The organism is Streptomyces sp. NPDC007901 (assembly GCF_042959465.1).
Lineage (GTDB): Bacteria > Actinomycetota > Actinomycetes > Streptomycetales > Streptomycetaceae > Streptomyces.
In genome coordinates this window covers 948,733-962,805 of record NZ_JBIBKW010000003.1, presented here as the reverse complement: position 1 = coordinate 962,805, position 14,073 = coordinate 948,733, and the positions used below count along the sequence as shown (strand labels likewise).

14 protein-coding genes are annotated in these 14,073 nt (G+C 70.9%); 3 read left to right on the top strand and 11 right to left on the bottom strand.

The features are described from left to right. The first annotated feature begins 641 nt into the window (after positions 1 to 641). The gene (trpS, locus tag ACFZDK_RS14660) at positions 642 to 1,688 is read left to right on the top strand and encodes a tryptophan--tRNA ligase (RefSeq protein WP_390972480.1); all 1,047 of its coding nucleotides are present in this window, start codon (positions 642 to 644) and stop codon (positions 1,686 to 1,688) included. Here the strand turns inward: trpS and ACFZDK_RS14655 are convergent. Next, positions 1,607 to 2,656 (bottom strand): helix-turn-helix domain-containing protein, encoded by a 1,050-nt coding sequence (locus ACFZDK_RS14655; protein WP_390972479.1) that lies wholly within the window; start codon positions 2,654 to 2,656, stop codon positions 1,607 to 1,609. The genes trpS and ACFZDK_RS14655 overlap by 82 nt on opposite strands. Positions 2,657 to 2,731: 75 nt before the next feature. On the opposite strand from ACFZDK_RS14655, the gene ACFZDK_RS14650 reads away from it, so the two are divergent. Further along, the gene (locus tag ACFZDK_RS14650) at positions 2,732 to 3,358 is read left to right on the top strand and encodes an isochorismatase family protein (RefSeq protein WP_390972477.1); all 627 of its coding nucleotides are present in this window, start codon (positions 2,732 to 2,734) and stop codon (positions 3,356 to 3,358) included. A 22-nt stretch (positions 3,359 to 3,380) separates the two neighbouring features. On the opposite strand, the gene proC is transcribed toward ACFZDK_RS14650, so the two are convergent. From proC to ACFZDK_RS14615, 7 genes are all read right to left on the bottom strand, one after another. Then, the gene (gene proC / locus ACFZDK_RS14645; protein WP_355727886.1) at positions 3,381 to 4,193 is read right to left on the bottom strand and encodes a pyrroline-5-carboxylate reductase; all 813 of its coding nucleotides are present in this window, start codon (positions 4,191 to 4,193) and stop codon (positions 3,381 to 3,383) included. A gap of 69 nt (positions 4,194 to 4,262) precedes the next feature. Then, complete coding sequence (locus tag ACFZDK_RS14640) at positions 4,263 to 5,045, bottom strand: ABC transporter permease (RefSeq protein WP_390972474.1); 783 nt, start codon at positions 5,043 to 5,045, stop codon at positions 4,263 to 4,265. Next, positions 5,042 to 5,878: an ATP-binding cassette domain-containing protein gene (locus tag ACFZDK_RS14635; protein WP_390972472.1), complete on the bottom strand. Its 837-nt coding sequence runs from the start codon at positions 5,876 to 5,878 to the stop codon at positions 5,042 to 5,044. Before ACFZDK_RS14635 ends, ACFZDK_RS14640 begins: the two co-directional genes overlap by 4 nt. Before the next feature lie 184 nt (positions 5,879 to 6,062). Then, a complete protein-coding gene (locus ACFZDK_RS14630) occupies positions 6,063 to 6,860 on the bottom strand; it encodes a methyltransferase domain-containing protein (RefSeq protein WP_390972470.1) in 798 nt (265 codons plus the stop codon). A 79-nt stretch (positions 6,861 to 6,939) separates the two neighbouring features. Further along, entirely contained in the window at positions 6,940 to 7,446 is a 507-nt protein-coding gene (locus tag ACFZDK_RS14625) for an EamA/RhaT family transporter (RefSeq protein ID WP_390972468.1), read from the bottom strand. A gap of 55 nt (positions 7,447 to 7,501) precedes the next feature. Next, positions 7,502 to 7,783, bottom strand: coding sequence for a peptidase (locus ACFZDK_RS14620; protein ID WP_390972466.1), 282 nt, complete (start codon positions 7,781 to 7,783; stop codon positions 7,502 to 7,504). A 76-nt stretch (positions 7,784 to 7,859) separates the two neighbouring features. Further along, positions 7,860 to 8,180 carry an SH3 domain-containing protein gene (locus ACFZDK_RS14615; RefSeq protein ID WP_390972465.1) on the bottom strand — a complete coding sequence of 107 codons (321 nt, stop codon included), beginning with the start codon at positions 8,178 to 8,180 and terminating at the stop codon, positions 7,860 to 7,862. A 180-nt stretch (positions 8,181 to 8,360) separates the two neighbouring features. On the opposite strand from ACFZDK_RS14615, the gene ACFZDK_RS14610 reads away from it, so the two are divergent. After that, complete coding sequence (locus ACFZDK_RS14610; protein ID WP_390972464.1) at positions 8,361 to 10,508, top strand: PQQ-binding-like beta-propeller repeat protein; 2,148 nt, start codon at positions 8,361 to 8,363, stop codon at positions 10,506 to 10,508. Between the two features lie 100 nt (positions 10,509 to 10,608). Here ACFZDK_RS14610 and ilvD read toward each other — a convergent pair whose 3' ends face one another. The 3 genes from ilvD to ACFZDK_RS14595 form a co-directional block, all read right to left on the bottom strand. Continuing rightward, positions 10,609 to 12,462: a dihydroxy-acid dehydratase gene (gene ilvD / locus ACFZDK_RS14605; protein ID WP_390972463.1), complete on the bottom strand. Its 1,854-nt coding sequence runs from the start codon at positions 12,460 to 12,462 to the stop codon at positions 10,609 to 10,611. Positions 12,463 to 12,570: 108 nt separating this feature from the next. Then, complete coding sequence (locus ACFZDK_RS14600) at positions 12,571 to 13,203, bottom strand: TetR family transcriptional regulator (protein WP_390972461.1); 633 nt, start codon at positions 13,201 to 13,203, stop codon at positions 12,571 to 12,573. Further along, the gene (locus ACFZDK_RS14595; protein ID WP_390972459.1) at positions 13,200 to 14,030 is read right to left on the bottom strand and encodes a TIM barrel protein; all 831 of its coding nucleotides are present in this window, start codon (positions 14,028 to 14,030) and stop codon (positions 13,200 to 13,202) included. Before ACFZDK_RS14595 ends, ACFZDK_RS14600 begins: the two co-directional genes overlap by 4 nt. Between the last annotated feature and the right edge of the window lie 43 nt (positions 14,031 to 14,073).

Below are 14,073 nucleotides of genomic sequence, written 5' to 3'. Positions count from 1 at the left end.
TCCTTTGTACTCACCCTCTCGGGCTTTCCTCCGGGCTTCCCTTCGGTCTTGCGTTTCCGACTCTATCAGACCGTTTTCCGATCCGATTTCCTCGGTGCTTTCCAGGTTTCCGCTCTCGCGTTTCCCTTTCCGGCGGTTCCGACTCTATCAGATCCTTTCGGCGTCTGATTCCCAGTCAGCGGGGGTCGCCTTCCCGGCTGTTGGGCCGTTCCGACGAGTGAGACTTTAGCGGATTCCCGGCCTCCGAGCTAATCGGGGGCCGCGTCCTTTCGAACGTGGATTCCTCATTTCGCACAGCACATGCCGAAGCAACACGACGACATGGCGTCGATTGCCGGTAGGTACTTGCGGAATGGCTGTCCGGGGACCGACCGGAGTCGGCGCTCACGTCGAACAACTCGGAGAACAGTACGTATCCGGTTGGGGTGTGTCAACTCAACGCCGGACGGCACCCCGCGGGCGTAAGGTGGACGCCATGACTACGCGTACGTGTACCCAGCAGTGGTGGCCCGCCTGACGGCGGCCGCGCTCACGTACGTATTCAACGGCCGCCGCCTCGGCGGCCGTTCGCGTATCTCCCTCCAGAACCCCTGAGGGCCGGCCGCCCGGGACGGCGGCCTCGACCAGGAGGTGGAGAGGGAATGACACGGGTCTTCAGCGGGATCAAGCCGACCGGGCACCTGACACTGGGGAACTACCTGGGGGCCATGCGCCAGTGGGCCGCGGTGGACCAGCACCAGTCCGACGCGCTGTTCTGCATCGTCGATCTGCACGGCATGACCGTGGACCACGATCCGGCCCGGCTGCGCAGACTCACCCGGCAGGCCGCGACGCTGCTGCTGGCGGCGGGACTGGATCCCGAGCTGTGCACCGTGTTCGTACAGAGTCATGTCGACGAGCACACCCGGCTGTCGTACGTCATGGAGTGCGTAGCCGCCGACGGGGAGATGCGGCGGATGATCCAGTACAGGGAGAAGGTCGCGAGCGAGGGGGTGCGGGGGCGGGGTGTGCGGCTGTCCCTGCTGACCTATCCGGCGCTGATGGCGGCGGACATCCTGGCGTACGGGGCGGACGAGGTGCCGGTCGGGGACGACCAGGCGCAGCACGTGGAGCTGACGCGGGATCTGGCGGTGCGGTTCAACCAGCGGTACGGGCACACGTTCGTGGTGCCGAAGGCGACCGTGCCGGCGGTGGCGGCGCGGGTGATGAACCTGCAGGATCCGACGTCGAAGATGGGGAAGAGCGACGACTCGGGGCCGGGGATCGTCTATCTGCTCGACGAGCCGGACGTGATCCGGAAGAAGGTCATGCGGGCCGTGACCGACAGCGGGCGCGAGGTCGTCTACGACCGGGAGGAGCAGCCCGGCATCGCGAACCTGCTGGAGATTCTCGCTGCGTGCACAGGTGGGAACCCTGAGTCACTGGCAACCGTTCACGATTCGTACGGCGCTCTGAAGCAGGCCACCGCGGAGGCGGTGCTGGAGGTGCTCAGGCCCGTGCGGGCCAGGCACAAGGAGTTGTGTGCCGATCCGGGATATGTGGAGGGGGTGCTGCGGCATGGGGCGGAGAAGGCTCGGGCGATCGCCCGGCCGATCGTCGATACCGCCTACCGGGCGATCGGGCTGTTGCCGCCCGGCGCCTTCGCGGAGTCGGTGGCGGCCGAGCCCGCGTTGAACGCGGCGCGGTAGGCGCGGGGGCTGGTGGCGAGGCGCGATGCGAAGTGCTGGCGCATCGTGACCTCGCTGCCGAAGCCGGCCCGGCGGGCGACCTCGGGCATGGGCAGGTCGGTGCGTTCGAGGAGTTTCTGCGCTGCGGCGATGCGCTGGTCGAGGAGCCAGCGGAGCGGGGTCGTGCCGGTTTCCGCGGTGAAGTGGCGGGCGAAGCTGCGCGGTGACATTCCGGCGTGGGCGGCGAGGTCGGCGACGGTGAGTGGTTCGTGCAGCCGACGCAGGGCGTGTTCGCGTACGGCCGCCAGGGTGTCGGCGTCGCGGTCGGCGCGGGGCGTGGGGTGCTCGATGAACTGCGCCTGGGTGCCCGTGCGGAAGGGGGCGGTGACCATCGAGCGGGCGATGGTGGCGGCGGCCTCGGCGCCGTGGGCCTGCCGGACCAGATGGAGACAGAGGTCGATGCCGGCTGCCGTTCCGGCGGCGGTCCAGATGTTGTCGTCCTCGATGAAGAGGGCGTCGGGGACGACGGTGACCTGGGGGTGACGAGTGCGCAGGAGGTCGATGAGGTTCCAGTGGGTGATGGCGTGGCGGCCGTCGAGCAGGCCGGCCTGGGCGAGGGTGAAGGCGCCGCCGCAGAGGGCGGCGAGGGTGGTGCCGCGGGCGTGGGCACGGCGGAGCGCGTCGAGAACGGGGGTGGGTGCGGGTGCGAGGTGCTCGTCGAGTCCGGGGACGACGATGAGATCGGCGTGGTCGAGCCAGGCGAGGGTGCGGTCGGGGTGCAGGGCCAGGCCGCCGCGCATCGGAATGGGGGTGGTGGTGTCGACGGCGGCTCTGCGCAGGTCGAAGGAGGGGGCGCCGCGGTCGGTGCGGTCGGTGCCCCAGACCTCGGTGATGACGGAGACGTCGAAGGCGCGGATGCCGGGGAAGGCGACGAGGGCGATGCGCTGCGCGGGAGCCTCGGTCGGCGTGGCGGGCGCGGGTGGCGGCATGGCTGGCAGTAAACCATCGATCGCTGGCTTCTGCCCGTCTGGGGCGAGCCGGGTCCCGGCGGCAGGATCGTGGCCATGGGAGACAACACGGAAGGCAAGCAGCTCGCTGTCGCCGCCGATGCGGCCCTTGTGGTCGTCGACGTGCAGAAGGGCTTCGAGGAGCTCGGCTTCTGGGGGCCGCGCAACAACCCCGGGGCCGATGAGAACATCGCCGCGCTCGTCGACGTATGGCAGGAGACCGGGCGGCCGGTGGTGTTCGTCCGGCACGACTCGGTGAATCCGCGGTCGCCGCTGCGGCCGGGTCAGGAGGGGAACGACTTCAAGGAGTACGTGGAGGAGAGGAGGGGGAAGGGGGCTGCCGGCGGCGGTGGCGCCGAGCTGCTGGTCACGAAGTCCGTGAACTCGGCCTTTCTCGGGTCGCCGGATCTGGGGGCCTGGCTGACGGGGCAGGGCGCCGGGCAGATCGTGCTGGCCGGGATCCAGACCAACATGTGCGTCGAGACGACGGCCCGGATGGGCGGGAATCTCGGGTACGACGTGCTGGTGGCCTACGACGCGACGCACACGTTCGATCTGACGGGGCCGTTCGGCTGGCGGCGCACCGCGGAGGAGTTGGCGCAGGCGTCGGCGGTGTCCCTGCAGGGGGGCGGCTTCGCGCGGGTGCTGACCACGAAGGAGATCGTGGCGGCCGCGGCGGTCTAGCCACCGCCCCCTCGGGTGGGTGTCAGTCCTTCTTCCCGGTGGCGAGTTCGCGGCTGCGGTCGCGGGCGGCTTCGAGGGCGGCGATGAGGGCGGCCCGGACGCCGTGGTTCTCCAGTTCGCGGATGGCGTTGATGGTGGTGCCGGCGGGCGAGGTGACGTTCTCGCGGAGTTTGACAGGGTGTTCGCCGCTGTCGCGGAGCATCACGGCGGCGCCGATCGCGGACTGGACGATGAGGTCGTGGGCCTTGTCGCGGGGCAGGCCGAGCAGGATGCCGGCGTCGGTCATGGCTTCGACCAGGTAGAAGAAGTACGCCGGGCCGGAGCCGGAGAGGGCGGTGCAGGCGTCCTGCTGGGACTCGGGGACCTGGAGGGTCTTGCCGACGGCGCCGAAGATCTCCTCGGCCGTGGCGAGGTGGGCGGCGGTGGCGTGGCTGCCGGCGGAGATGACGGACATCGCCTCGTCGACGAGGGCGGGGGTGTTCGTCATGACGCGGACGACCGGGGTGCCGGTGGCGAGGCGCTCCTCGAAGAAGGAGGTGGGGATGCCCGCCGCGCCGCTGATGACGAGGCGGTCGGCGGGGATGTGCGGGGCGAGTTCGTCGAGGAGGGTGCCCATGTCCTGCGGCTTGACCGTGAGGATCAGGGTGTCGGCGGTCTTCGCGGCCTCGGCGTTGGTGACCGGGGTGACTCCGTGGCGGGCGCGGAGTTCTTCGGCCCGTTCGGGGCGGCGGGCGGTGACCAGGAGGTCGGCAGGCGCCCAGCCGGCGCGGATCATTCCGCTGAGCAGGGCTTCGCCGATCTTGCCGGTGCCGAGGACTGCGACTTTCTGACTCATGCGGTTCAGTTTCGCACCGGGGTGAGGGGGGCGGGGTGGTTGTCCGGTGGGCGGGACGTGCCGGCGGCGCTATGCCGTGCGGCGCCTCAGGGTCGCCGCTCCCAGGGCCAGGACCAGCAGGGCGCAGCCGGCGACGATCAGGACGTCCCGGACGAAGGTGGCGGTCATGTCGGTGTGGTGGAGCACCTCGTTCATGCCGTCGACGGCATAGGACATGGGAAGGACGTCCGACACCGCTTCGAGGGCGGGGTGCATCTCGGAGCGGGGCGTGAAGAGGCCGCAGAGGAGGAGCTGGGGGAAGATCACCGCGGGCATGAACTGGACCGCCTGGAATTCGGAGGCCGCGAAGGCCGAGACGAAGAGACCGAGGGCCGTGCCGAGCAGGGCGTCGAGCAGGGCGACCAGGAGCAGCAGCCAGGGGGAGCCGGTGACGTCGAGGCCCAGCAGCCAGATGGCGAGGCCGGTGGCGAGGGCGGACTGGATGATCGCGAGGATGCCGAAGGCGAGGGCGTAGCCGGCGATGAGGTCGGCCTTGCCGAGGGGCATGGCGAGGAGGCGTTCGAGGGTGCCGGAGGTGCGTTCGCGGAGGGTGGCGATGGAGGTCACCAGGAACATCGTGATGAGCGGGAAGATGCCGAGCAGCGAGGCGCCGATGTTGTCGAAGGTGTGCGGGCTGCCGTCGAAGACGTAGCGGAGCAGGACCAGCATCAGGCAGGGGATGAGGAGCAGCAGCGCGATCGTGCGGGGGTCGTGGCGGAGCTGGCGCAGCACGCGGGCGGCGGTGGCGGTGGTGCGGGAGAGGTTGAGGGCGCTGACGGGGGCGGCGGCCGTGGTGGCCGGCTGGGTGCTCATCGGGCGGTTTCCTTCGTGCGGGACTGGGCGGCGGCTTCGTCGACGAGGTGCAGGAAGGCCGCCTCGACGGTGTCGGAGCCGGTGCGGGTGCGCAGGTCCTCGGGGGTGTCTCCCCCAGCCTCCGGCCGGGAGGTGCCCCCAGCGAGGATCTCGCCCTCGCGCATGAGGAGGAGGCGGTGGCAGCGCTCGGCCTCGTCCATGACGTGGGAGGAGATGAGGAGGGTGGCGCCGCGGTCGGCGGTGATGGAGTGGAAGAGGTGCCAGAGGTCGCGGCGCAGGACGGGGTCCAGGCCGACGGTGGGTTCGTCGAGGACGAGGAGCTCGGGGGTGCCGAGCAGGGCGACGGCGAGGGAGACGCGGCTGCGCTGGCCGCCGGAGAGGTTGCCGGCGAGGGCGTCGGCGTGGCTGGTGAGGTCGACTTCGCCGAGGACGCGTTCGACATCGGCGCGGCGCTCGGAGGTGGGGCGGGTGGGGTCGAGGACGGCGCCGAAGTAGTCGAGGTTCTGGCGGATGCTCAGGTCGTCGTAGACGGAGGGGGCTTGGGTGACGTAGCCGATGCGGGTGCGCAGGGTGGGGTGTCCGGCGGGGTGGCCGAGGACGTCGAGCGTGCCGCTGACTTTCGCCTGGGTGCCGACGATCGACCGCATCAGGGTCGACTTGCCGCATCCGGAGGGCCCGAGCAGGCCGGTGATCTGACCGCGGCGGACGGTGAAGTCGAGGCCGCGGAGCACGGTGCGGGGACCACGGACGGCGGTGAGTCCGGCGGCTCGGACGGCAGGGGGCAGGGCTGAGTTGCCGGCGGCCTCGGACGGCTCCGGCGCGTAATTCATCATGCGATGAATAATGCTCCGGGGGGTGGGGGTCGTCAAGGGGCGGGGTGTGCGCGAGGCGGCGACTGCAGCGCCCCTTCAGGGGCGCGGGGCTGTATCGATGTGCGGCTCCGCCGCGTGGGCGCGACCAGCCCCCACCCACCCGCACCCGAACGACTGCGCCAGGCCGGCTCGGCAAGGGCATCGCTCAGGAATTGAGGGCTACGAGAAGCAGCACGTCGTACGTCTCCTCGACGACGCCGTCCGGAAAGACCGTCAGGAGGTGGCCGCGTTCCTCCGCGAGGAAGGCGGTGCGGCGCTCCTCGGGGGTGACGAGGAACGCCGAGTGGCTGGAGATGTTGGCGAGATGGGTGTCGAGGGGAACCCGGCGGCTCCAGCGGACCACGCGGCGGCTGAAGCGGAGCGCCCCGCTGGGGTCGGCGAGGTCCGTGCGGTCGGTCCCCTTGCTCTGCTCGGCCTTGACGTCGATACCGAAGAAGCGGCTGATACGGGCGGAGGAGTCGGCGATCCAGTCGACGTCCAGGGCGCTCGTGTTCCACCACAGCGCCAGCGCACCGCCGGGACGCAGCACCCGGAGCGCCTCCGGCACGGAGCGGGCGGGGTCGGTCCAGTGCCAGGCCTGGGCGTAGGTGAGGAAGTCGGCGGTGTCGTCGGCGAGGGGAAGGGCGTTGCCGTTGCCGCGGACGATCGGGACGTCGGGGAGCGTGCCGTGGAACTGCGCCGCCATGCCCTCCCCCGGCTCCACCGCGACCACGTCGGCGCCGCGCGCGTGCAGGAGGGCGGTCGCGATGCCGGTACCCGCGCCGACGTCGGCCACCCGGGCGCCCGTGAGCGAGCGGCCGGCTTCCTCCTCGACGGCGTCGAGCAGGGCGGACGGGTAGGAGGGGCGGTTCGCGGCGTACTGGGCCGCCGCGGCGTTGAAGGAGTGGGCGCGGGCGGCGTGGGAGCGGGTGGGGTTCGGGAGGTGCGACTGGCCTGTGGTCATGCGGCCATGGTCCTCGGGGGCGGAGCGGCGGCGACAGGAGATTTCCGCGGGGCGGGTGTGCCCGCCCCCGCCGACGGTCTCAGCGCTTCCGCTTCTTCTTCGACGGGTCGCCCGAGCGGCGGGTGGAGCGGCGCTCGTGTTCCTGGACGGCGGTCTCGTACTCGGCGCGGTGGAGTTTCTCGCCGGGGGCCTCGACGAGGGAGCGGAAGAAGTACGCGAGGAGGGAGCCGACGAAGCCGATGGCGAGAAGGCCGCGGAGGGAGGCCTGGCGGTCGAGGTCGGGGCGCTTGCCGAAGGACTCCCAGGTGTGCCGGAAGGCCAGGGCGCTGCAGATGGCGAACATCGCGACGACCAGGACGGTCACGAAGGATCCGGTGTCGGCCAGCTGCACGCCCTCGTACGCGAGGCGGAGGACCAGGCAGGAGACGACGGCGGCGGCGAGCGAGCCGACGGCCACGCCGATCCGGCGGGCGGTGTAGCGGTCGTCGTGGTTCACCCAGGACGTGCCGAAGAAACGGAGGGGCTCCGGGCGGGGGCCGCCGGTGGAGCCCGCGGAGGTGTCCGGGGTGCCTGGTTCGTCGCTCACGGGACGATTATGGCGCCGGGGGCCCACGGGCTCCGGAACGGGGTCGGGTGACCGGTCAGGCGCAGCGGTCGGCGATGTAGCCGTCGCTGCCGGTGTTGACGTAGGCGTCGGACACGTACTCGCCGTTGTCGATGTTGTCCCAGATGTTGGTGGTGCCGTAGTAGCCGGAGACCGTCGTACCCGGCGTCTGGCAGAAGATCGGGACCCTGGTGTTCTCGACGAGGGTCCGGGTGATGGTGTAGTTGGTGCCGGGGCCGCTGCGGACGTTCACGCGGACGCCCGGAGCGGTCGCGTACGTCGTCACGGCGGAGGCGACCGAGGCCGACCCCAGGACCATGAGGAAGGCTCCGGCAGAGCCCGCGAGAAGGACGGAAGCGCGTCTTAGGGGAGTCATCCCAGTCTCCTGGACCGGATCAGGAGCAGCGGTCGGCCACGTAGCCGTCGCTGCCGGTGTTGACGTAGGCGTCGGACACGAACTCGCCGTTGCTGATGTTGTCCCAGATCTTGGACGTGCCGTAGTACCCGGACACCGTCGTGCCGGGCGTCTGGCAGTAGATCGGGACCTTGGCGCCCTCGGGGAGGACGCGGGTGACGTCGTAACTGGTGCCGGGGCCGCTGCGGACGTTCAGGCGGACGCCCGGGGCGACCGAGTAGTAGCGCACGGACGCCGCCAGGGTCGTGACGGCCTCTTCCTCGCCACTGCTCTCGGCTTCCTGCGCGTGCTCGACAGACATGTGGTGCTCCCCCCACTGGACCCATGAGTGCCATGGAGTCCCGTTGATTCCCCGCGATCGAGCCACGAAACACATGTGCGTAACTCGCACGCGGAGGCTAGCAAGCCGCCTCTGTATCGCACGAGTCATCGACTAGGCTCCGTGCGTCGCGCTCCGCGGAACCAGCACGGGGGTGGTCCCTTGACGCCACAGCGCAACACCGGAGCGGGCGCGGAAGCGGAACTTCCCGAGTACGCCGGGCACTACCGCCTGGAATCCTGCCTGGGTTCCGGTGGCATGGGCGTGGTCCATCTGGCCCGCAGCACCTCGGGGCTGAAGATCGCCGTGAAGGTCGTACACGCCGAGTTCGCCAAGGACCGCGAGTTCAGGGGCCGTTTCCGGCAGGAGGTGGCCGCCGCCCGCAAGGTCAGCGGTGCCTTCACCGCGCCCGTCGTGGACGCCGATCCCGAGGCCGCGCGGCCCTGGATGGCCACCCTCTTCATCCCCGGTCCGACCCTCGCCGAGCATGTGAAGCGGAACGGGCCCATGCCCCCTGCCCAGTTGCGCCGGCTGATGGCGGGGCTCGCGGAGGCGTTGCGCGACATTCACCGGGTCGGCGTGGTGCACAGGGATCTCAAGCCGAGCAATGTGCTGCTCGCCGAGGACGGGCCCAAGGTCATCGACTTCGGTATTTCCCGGCCGAAAGACAGCGAACTGCGGACCGAGACCGGGAAGTTGATCGGTACCCCGCCGTTCATGGCGCCGGAGCAGTTCCGGCGGCCGCGTGAAGTGGGGCCCGCGGCCGACATCTTCGCGCTGGGGTCGGTGCTGGTGCACGCGGCGACCGGGCGGGGGCCGTTCGACTCCGACAGTCCGTATGTCGTCGCCTATCAGGTCGTGCACGACGAGCCCGATATCACCGGTGTGCCGGAGGAGATCGCTCCGCTGGTGCTGCGCTGTCTCGCGAAGGAGCCGGAGGACCGGCCGACGCCCGACGAACTGATGCGGGGACTGCGGTCGTTGTCGGCGTCGTACGACACGCAGGCGTTCATACCGGCGCAGCGGGTCAGTGTCACTGGTGAGCCCGGTGAGGACACCGGTGACGCGGCGAAGCCGAAACCGTCGGAGGAGACGGAGAAGGAAAAGGGAAAGGATCTGCAGTCGGCGCCCAGGCCGCGCCTCGGCAGACGCGCCGCCATGGCCACGGGTGCCGTGGTTCTCGCGCTGGGCGCGGTCGCGGCCGTGGTCCAGTGGGTCGCCGGGAGCACCCCGCAGCCGCGGGAGGGCAATCCCGGGACCACGTCCGCCGCCTTCGCCGCCTGGCAGGCGAACCCGGTCACCAAGGACGCGTCCACCCCGCAATGCGCGTCCGGTGACGGGAAGTTGTTCTGCACCGAGGCGTCCACGGCCTTCGCCCTGAACCCGGTGACAGGTGCCGTGCTCTGGCGGCACACCGTCGCGGACGCCCACTGGGGCGGGCCCCCGGTCCTCTCCGCCGGGCTCGTCCAGCTGGTCACCGACGGGGTCCGGCACGTGACGGCGCTCGATCCGGACTCGGGCAGGACCCGGTGGCAGCACGACCTGCCCGAGAACAAGGGGATGAAGTACGCCGGCGACATGCTCCTGCTCGCGGGCGCGGACGGCACGGTCACCGGGGTGGACAGCGCGACCGGCACCACCAAGTGGAGCCGGCCGACCGGCGGGCACGGCATCCAGCGGATCGACTTCTTCTCCTCGGACCCGTCGTCGGCGTTTGTGACCAGTACGTCCGCGGACGGCACCAGCACCCGGCTCGCCGCCGTCGATCCGGCCACCGGAGACGTACGGTGGGACACCCGGTTGCAGGGCCTGCTGCTGCCGGTCGGCGCGCAGGACGGGGCGGTCTTCCTGCTCGCGACCGATCCGGTGTACGGCGACACCGATGCCGTGGTCCGCTACACCCCGGCGTCCGGGGCCACACACCGCGTCAAGCTGCCCACACCGCGCGCGGACGCGCAGGCCGGCCTGCACGACGGCGTGGTCTATGTGCTGGCCGCCACCGGTTCGCTGGACGCCGTCGACGTGGGCGCGGGCAGGCGCACCTGGCATCTGGAGACTTCGGTGAGCCGGGGCTCTACACCCGTCGCCGACGACCGCCAGGTGTACTTCTCCGCTGCCGACGGGCGGCTCATCGCGGTGGACGCGCACAGCGGAAAGGTCGCCGGGCAGACCTCGCCCCGCTTCGGAACCGGCTCGGGCGGGGTCGCCACCTCGGTGCCCGCCCCCATGATCCTCGCCTCCCACATCTACGCCACCGCCCCCGACGGCACCGTCTTCGCCGTGGACGCGGGTGATCCGGCCGGCTGGTGACGGCGGGCGGGGCGAAGGCGAAGGGGCCGCCTCCCGTGTGGGAGGCGGCCCCTGAGGCGCTACGGCACTGCGCCGCTGCGGGTGCTGCGGCGGGTGGGGGTCAGCCCAGCTTGGACACGTCGCGGACGGCGCCCTTGTCGGCGCTGGTGGCCATGGCGGCGTAGGCGCGGAGTGCGGCCGAGACCTTGCGCTCGCGGTTCTTCGGGGCGTACACGCCGTTGAGGGCCTGCTCGCGGCGGGCGAGTTCGGCCTCGTCGACGAGGAGCTCGATGGAACGGCCCGGGATGTCGATGCGGATGCGGTCGCCGTTCTCGACGAGGGCGATGGTGCCGCCGGAGGCCGCCTCGGGGGAGGCGTGGCCGATGGAGAGGCCGGAGGTGCCGCCGGAGAAGCGGCCGTCGGTGATCAGGGCGCAGGACTTGCCGAGGCCGCGGCCCTTGAGGAAGGACGTCGGGTAGAGCATCTCCTGCATGCCGGGGCCGCCCTTGGGACCCTCGTAGCGGATGACGACGACGTCGCCGTGCGTGACCTGCTTGTTGAGGATCTTCTCGACAGCTTCCTCCTGCGACTCGCAGACGACCGCCGGGCCCTCGAAGGTCCAGATCGACTCGTCGACGCCGGCCGTCTTGACCACGCAGCCGTCGACGGCGAGGTTGCCCTTGAGGACCGCGAGGCCGCCGTCCTTGGAGTAGGCGTGCTCGACGCTGCGGATGCAGCCTTCCGCCGCGTCCTCGTCCAGGGCCTCCCAGCGCTCGGACTGGGAGAAGGCCTCGGCGGAGCGGACGCAGCCGGGGGCCGCGTGCCAGAGTTCGACCGCCTCGGGGGACGGGGAGCCGCCGCGCACGTCCCAGGTCTTCAGCCAGTCCGCGAGGGACGGGCTGTGGACGGAGTGGACGTCCTCGTTGAGGAGGCCGCCGCGGTGCAGTTCGCCGAGGAGGGCGGGGATGCCGCCGGCCCGGTGCACGTCCTCCATGTAGTACGTGCGGGTCTTCGCGACGTTCGGGGCGACCTTGGCGAGGCAGGGGACCCGGCGGGAGACCTCGTTGATCTCCTCCAGGCCGAAGGGGACGCCCGCCTCCTGGGCCGCGGCCAGCAGGTGCAGGATCGTGTTCGTGGAGCCGCCCATCGCGATGTCGAGGGCCATGGCGTTCTCGAACGCGGCAAAGGTCGCGATGTTGAGGGGCAGGACCGTGTCGTCGTCCTGCTCGTAGTAGCGGCGGGTGAGGTCCATGACCGTGGTGGCCGCGTCGACGTACAGCTGTTTGCGGGCCGTGTGGGTGGCCAGGACCGAGCCGTTGCCGGGGAGGGAGAGGCCGATCGCCTCCGTCAGGCAGTTCATCGAGTTGGCGGTGAACATGCCGGAACAGGAGCCGCAGGTCGGGCAGGCGTTCTCCTCGATCTTGAGGACGTCCTCGTCGGAGACGTTCTCGTTGGCCGCGTCGACCATGGCGTCGATCAGGTCGAGGGTGCGGACCGTGCCGTCGACGAGGGTCGCGCGGCCGGCCTCCATGGGGCCGCCGGAGACGAAGACCGTCGGGATGTTCAGGCGCAGGGCGGCCATGAGCATGCCCGGGGTGATCTTGTCGCAGTTGGAGATGCAGACCAGGGCGTCGGCGCAGTGCGCCTCGACCATGTACTCGACCGAGTCCGCGATCAGGTCGCGGGAGGGCAGGGAGTACAGCATGCCGCCGTGACCCATCGCGATGCCGTCGTCCACGGCGATCGTGTTGAACTCGCGCGGGATGCCGCCCGCCTCCTTGATCGCCTCGGAGACGATCCGGCCGACCGGCTGGAGGTGGGTGTGACCCGGCACGAACTCGGTGAAGGAGTTGGCGACGGCGATGATCGGCTTCCGGCCGATGTCCGCGCCGGGTACACCGGAGGCGCGCATAAGGGCGCGGGCGCCCGCCATGTTGCGGCCGTGGGTGACTGTGCGGGACCTCAGCTCGGGCATCGTCGCTCGCTCCTTCAGACAGATAGGGCTGCTATTGAGCGTACGCCCGTTGTTCAGGCCTCGGGACGAGGTGTCCGGAATGCGGGACACAGATCTCAGCGGTGCAGGTCACGGCCCGGTCAGATGCCCCTGCACCACCGGGGCGACCCGGCGCACGATCTGCTCCAGGTCCGCCGACGCCAGCGGCTCCACCCTGATCACATAGCGCAGCATCGCGCAGCCGACCAGCTGGGCAGCCGCCAGCTCGGCGCGCAGCTCCGCGTCCGGGAGGTCCAGCTGTCCGGCGATCCTGCGCAGCAGCTGGGCGGCGATCAGGCGGCGGAAGACGGTGGCCGCGGCCTCGTTGTTGACGGCGGAGCGGACGATCGCCAGCAGCGGCGTACGGGTGGCGGGGTTCTCCCAGACGCCGAAGATGAACCGGGTCAGGCGCTCGCCCACACCGTCCAGCGGGCCGTCGGCGATCGCGGCGGGCGCGTTCAGCGCGGGGGCGAAGGCGACCGAGATGGCGGCCTCGAAGATCTGGTCCTTGGTGCCGAAGTAGTGGTGGACCAGTGCGGAGTCCACACCGGCCGCCTTGGCGATGGCGCGTACGGAGGTCTTCTCGTACCCGCGTTCGGAGAACTCCTCGCGGGCGGCGACGAGGATACGGTCCCGGGTGCCGGCCGACTCGGTACGCGGGGGCCGGCCGCGGCGACGGGTACCGGCACCCGCGTCTGTGCTGCCGTTCTCGGTACCCGTCATCGGCGGGGCACCTTCAGCGCCGAGGCCAGGTGCAGGCGGGTGAAGGCCAGGGCCTCCGCGAGGTCGGCCTCGCGCTCCGCGCCGGACATCGCGCGCCGGGTGTTGACCTCGATGACGACATGCCCGTCGAAGCCGGTGAGCGCGAGACGCTCCAGCAGCTCGGCGCAGGGCTGGGTGCCGCGGCCGGGCACCAGGTGCTCGTCCTTGGCGGAGCCGCGGCCGTCGGCGAGGTGCACGTGGCCGAGCCGGTCGCCCATCCGGTCGACCATGGCGAGGGCGTCGGCGCGGGACGTCGCGGCGTGGCTGAGGTCGATCGTGAAGTGCCGGTAGTCGTCCTTGGTGACGTCCCAGTCGGGGGCGTACGCCAGCATCTCGCGGTCGCGGTAGCGCCAGGGGTACATGTTCTCCACCGCGAACCGCACGTCCGTCTCGTTCGCCATCCGCCAGATCCCCTCGACGAAGTCGCGGGCGTACTGGCGCTGCCAGCGGAACGGGGGGTGTACGACGACCGTGCTCGCGCCCAGCTTCTCGGCGGCGGCGCGGGCGCGCTGGAGCTTGACCCAGGGGTCGGTGGACCAGACCCGCTGGGTGATCAGCAGACAGGGGGCGTGCACCGCGAGGATCGGGATGCGGTGGTAGTCGCTCAGTCTGCGCAGGGCCTCGATGTCCTGGCTGACCGGGTCGGTCCACACCATGACCTCGACGCCGTCGTAACCGAGGCGTGCGGCGATCTCGAAGGCCGTCGCCGTCGACTCCGGGTAGACGGAGGCCGTGGAGAGCGCGACCTTCGCATCCGGGATGCGGACGACGTCCCTTGGTTTTGCCACGAGGGACAGGTTACGGGGTGGGGCCGGGTGGGAAGGGGGCGCC